This window comes from Bacteroidota bacterium (assembly GCA_034723125.1).
Classification (GTDB): Bacteria; Bacteroidota; Bacteroidia; order CAILMK01; family JAAYUY01; genus JAYEOP01.
Genome location: JAYEOP010000076.1, coordinates 1 through 5,047, shown reverse-complemented (window position 1 = coordinate 5,047; position 5,047 = coordinate 1). Strand labels below are relative to the sequence as shown.

The 5,047-nt window shown below is 31.8% G+C and carries 2 protein-coding genes; both read left to right on the top strand.

The window, feature by feature from the left end; all coding sequences use genetic code 11:
- The coding region (locus tag U9R42_02340; protein ID MEA3494853.1) for a gliding motility-associated C-terminal domain-containing protein at nt 1-246 on the top strand (246 nt) is incomplete at its 5' end.
- A 359-nt stretch (nt 247-605) separates the two neighbouring features.
- Nucleotides 606-4,796: a C25 family cysteine peptidase gene (locus tag U9R42_02335; protein MEA3494852.1), complete on the top strand. Its 4,191-nt coding sequence runs from the start codon at nt 606-608 to the stop codon at nt 4,794-4,796.
- Nucleotides 4,797-5,047 lie beyond the last annotated feature (251 nt).

Below are 5,047 nucleotides of genomic sequence, written 5' to 3'. Positions count from 1 at the left end.
TTTACTCCTAATGAAGATATGGTGAATGACCAATTTAAAGTATTATATTTGGGAATAAAACAGTTCAGTTTAAAAATATTTAACAGATGGGGGCAAATTGTTTTTTCAACATCAAATCCTGAAATTGCTTGGGATGGGAAATATAATGGAAAAGATTGTCCCGTTGGTAACTATTTCTATATCATTCAAGCAGTAAGCAATAATGAAAAATTTCATTATAATGGTTCAATAAATTTAATAAGGTAATTATTATTTCCTTTAACAAGAAATCACACTCATTGCAATCATGTGTGAGTTGATAATATCATTAATCACCTAATCAACAACACTGTTCCATGAATAAACTTAGTTTGCCTTTTGGGTCCTTTGACGTAAATTGTATAAAATATTCTCCATCAGGAAGTAATTTGTTTTTATAAGTGCCATTCCAAGGTTCATCAAAATCATTGCTTTGAAAAACCACAAATCTCACAGCTTTAGAAAAGGAGAATTCCTCTTAGCAAATTTTCAAAAATAAGTTTGTAAGTAAAAAAAGTTTTGTTGTAAATTGCAAAACTATTTTATAGCAATCAAGTATCGTAAACAAAACTATATCAAACAATATCATGAGAAAAAATATATTTTTAATCACAATTATTACACTTGCAAGCTTTTCTTTATTTAGCCAAAGTACTTTTATTCCATTTTCATCTTTATCCGAATTAGTAATAAATAAAGATGTTTCTAAAAATATTGATGACAGTAAAAGCGGAGAAATAATTGTTGAATACCAAATTCCAGGTGCCTATTTAACTCAACAACAAGTGGGAGAAACAATTTATAAATTTTTATCAGTGGAAGGCTTCAGTAAATTACATGAAGTAGGCAAAGCTGCTTTACCATTTCATAACGATTTAGTAGCTATTCCACATGGAGCAGAAGTAAAAATCACAATTTTAAAAACTGAATTCAGAGAATATAACAACATACTTATTCACCCTGCATTACAACCTGCCACAGATACTTACGGTGCTCCCGAGCCTGAATTTGAGATTGATGAAGAATTTTATAGTTCAGATATTTTATATCCTAAAAAAACTGTTTTAGTTTCAGAAATTGCAATGATAAGAGGACTAAAAACAGGAATAATTCAGTTTTGTCCTGTTCAGTACAATCCTGCTCAACGCAAAGTAATTGTTTATTCTTCAATAAAATACAAAATTGAATTCAGTAATTCTTCTTCATTTATCAACAAAAAGCAACTTTCAAAAAATATTTTTCAGAAACTCCCCCAAAATATTTTAAACAACAAAAGTTTAAGTCAAGAATTAATTTCAAAAACCCAATATTCAACATTTAGAAATACTCAAAAAAGAAATGCAGAAAGTAAAAATTACATAATTATTACACACGACAACTACAAAGAAGCTGCTGATTCTCTTGCAAATTGGAAAAGACAATTAGGCTATTCAGTAGATATTATTTCAAAAGCATATTGGAATAGTTCAGATGTAAAAAATGAAATAAAAACAAGATATGAAAATTGGACACCAAAACCTGATTACTTTGTAATTATTGGAGATAACGAAGACGTTCCCGGAGAAAATCTTACAAGCCCTAATAACAATACCTACGCATCAGACCATTACTATGCTTGTCTTGATGGCAGTTCCGACTTTTATGCCGACATGGGTTTTGGACGTATTTCTGTAAGCTCATCTTATGAGGCAATGAATGTTATTCAAAAAATAATTAACTATGAAAGATTTCCTGTTAAAGATTCTATTTTTTATTCAACAGGATTAAATTGTGCTCAATATCAAGATGATAACAATGACGATTATGCAGATAGGAGATTCTCTCTTACAAGTGAAAACGTTAAAGATTATATGACAGACAGCATTGGATTTAGCGTAAAAAGAATTTATGCATCAGATCCTAACGTTACTCCTACTTATTGGAACAATACAGCTTATGCAAATGGAGAAGCACTTGATTCTTCATTGTTAAAACCCACATTTGCTTGGGATGGAGACAAAGATGACATTGCAAATGAGATAAATGCAGGAGCATTGTACGTTTTACATCGTGACCATGGATATGCTGGCGGAAGCGGTTGGCACATGCCAAAATTTTTAACTTATGATGTTAATTCAAAATTATCAAATGGCAACAAAGTTCCTGTAGTTTTTAGTATTAACTGCCACACCGGAGAATACCAAGTAGGTGAATGCTTTGCAGAAGCATTTCTTCGTCATCAAAACGGTGGTGCTGTTGGAGTTTTTGCCGCAGCATACTACAGTTACAGTGGTTACAATGATGCCTTATCGCTTGGTTTTTTTGATGCTATTTGGGCAAACCCCGGTTTAGTTCCGAATTTCACTGGTACAGGAGGAATTAATAATCCATCACTTACAGCTCATGATAATATTACAACAATGGGAGACGTGCTAAACCAAGGACTTATTCGCATGACAGAAACATGGGGAACAAGTAAATATACAAATGAATTATTTCATTATTTTGGCGACCCTGCAATGAGATTATGGACTGATATTCCTGTTTCAATTACTGCCTCACATATCGATTCTATAATTTGTAATTCAACAACATTCTTAATTTCAAACAGTAGCTGTAAAGATGGAATTGCTACTTTAATTTCAGATGGAGTATTATTAGACAAAATTCAACTTGTGAATGGAAACGGTACTTTTTCTTTTGACTCCATTGCAGGAGAAAATGCAATTTTAACAATATCAAAACCAAATCATCAGCCCTATATTGCAACAATAAAAATTACAGGTGGATGTCCCAAAGCAAAATTCTTAGTTGAAACAGATAAATATTGCATTGACAATCCCTTAACAATTACAGACAAGTCATCAGGAAATATTAGCAATTATTATTGGAATTTTGGAACTGATGCATTACCTGCATCAGCCAATACAGCAGGACCTCACGATATAATTTACACTTCTGAAGGAAGCAAAAATATTACTTTAACAATTGATGGACCTATGGGAACAAACACTTATAGGTACAGCCTGATTATTAACAAGGAATGTGAGTTTTATATGCCAAAATTTGCAGGACTAACAATAAATAGATGCAAAGGAGTTTTATATGATGACGGAGGAGAAAATAATTACTCAAATCAAAAAACCGTTTACACAACAATTAACCCTTCAAACGCAAAAAATATAACATTAAATTTCAATTCATTCGCTTTTGAAGATGGTTTTGACTCATTGATTATTACTGACGGAAGATACACATCTTCACCTATCATTGGAAGTTACACAGGTTTTAATTTACCAAATGGGGGACAAATAACATCTACAGGAAATGCAATTACTTTGATACAGATGACAGATCCTGCACTTAATATGTCGGGATTCAAGTTACACTTTAGTTGCAATTATGAAAACACCATGCCTAATGGTGATTTCACATCCAATACCGAGCAAACATGCAACGGACTAATCAGATTCAAAGACTGGTCTTCATGCTTTCCTGAATCATGGATTTGGGATTTTGGTGACGGAGACACCTCTCATGCACAAAACCCTGAGCACATTTACTCAACCAGCGGAACTTACACTGTAAAACTCTATGTTTCTAATACTTATGGCACAGACACCATTATAAAAGAAGATTTAATTACAGTGAATTTTCCTAAGACTCCTATTATTCATGAAAATGATAATTGTGGAGATGGATACGTTATTTTATCTGCAAATGGAGACGGAACAATTGAATGGTATGATACAATATCAGGAGGAAACTTAGTTGCTACTGGAGAAACTTTTATAACACCTTATTTAGATACAACAACAACATACTTTGTTCAAACAAATGCAACAACATATTATACAGGCCCAAAAACAAATCAATTTGGAACAGGAAGCTATTTCAATTACAATAATCAACATGGTTTGCTTTTCAATTGTTACAAAGCACTTACTCTTAAAAAAGTAACATTATACGCTCAAGGTGCTGCCTACAGAGTAATTCAACTACAAACTAATGATGGAATAGTTTTACAGGATACAAATATCTATCTTGAAGATGGTGAAAACAGAGTAAGTCTTAATTTTGATGTTCCTGTTGCTAGTAACCTGAAACTTTTGGGACCCGGCAATCCTAATTTGTACAGGAACAGATCAGGTGCTAATTATCCTTATGAAATACCAGGAGTTCTTTCAATAACCTCATCAACAGCTTCCAGTAGTGGATATTATTATTATTTTTATAATTGGGAACTCAGTGAAAACCAAAGTTGTATTAGTGAACGGATTCCGATTACAGCAACTATTAGAACTGAAGTAGCAACAGCAGATTTCTCTTATATTGATAATGACAGAGATGTTACATTTACAAACCTCTCAACCAACATCCAATCAAGCATTTGGGATTTTGGAGACGGAAATTATGATAGTGTTAACACAAACACTCAACATTATTATCAAGCAGACGGTGAATACACTGTTATTTTAACAATAGAAAATGCTTGTGGAAACGATGACATCAGTAAAACAATTAATGTAGTAAACTCTATTAATGAAAATCTTAATAAGGATTTATTGAAAATTTTCCCTAATCCAAATAATGGAAATTTTGTTATTGAATACAACGGAAACAATGTATTGGAATACAATATTATTGACATGAATGGGAAAGTTATTGTTCATAAAAAAGTACGAAAGAATTTTAGTAAGCAAATAAATTCTGAAAATTTCACCGAAGGACTATATTTTATAAAACTAACAACAAAAGAGGGAATTATTTCAAAGAAGATAGTTGTGATTGGCAAATAATACCAATCATAAATCTTATACTGACAAAAGCAGTCAGTCTAACAACCCTAAGCACCGATTAAATTTTTGTCAAAAAAAAGAACATTTCTGCTTTGCTTAAAAATTATTTGCTTTTTTTAGTTTGCGTTTTTCGAATTGCTTCTTTCAGTGATGTTGGAAAAATATAGGACTGCCTTCTATCTTTTCCTTGTATAAATTTCATAGTATAAAAATAGAAATTATTCCTTTGGTGGCAAATTATTTTTATCTAC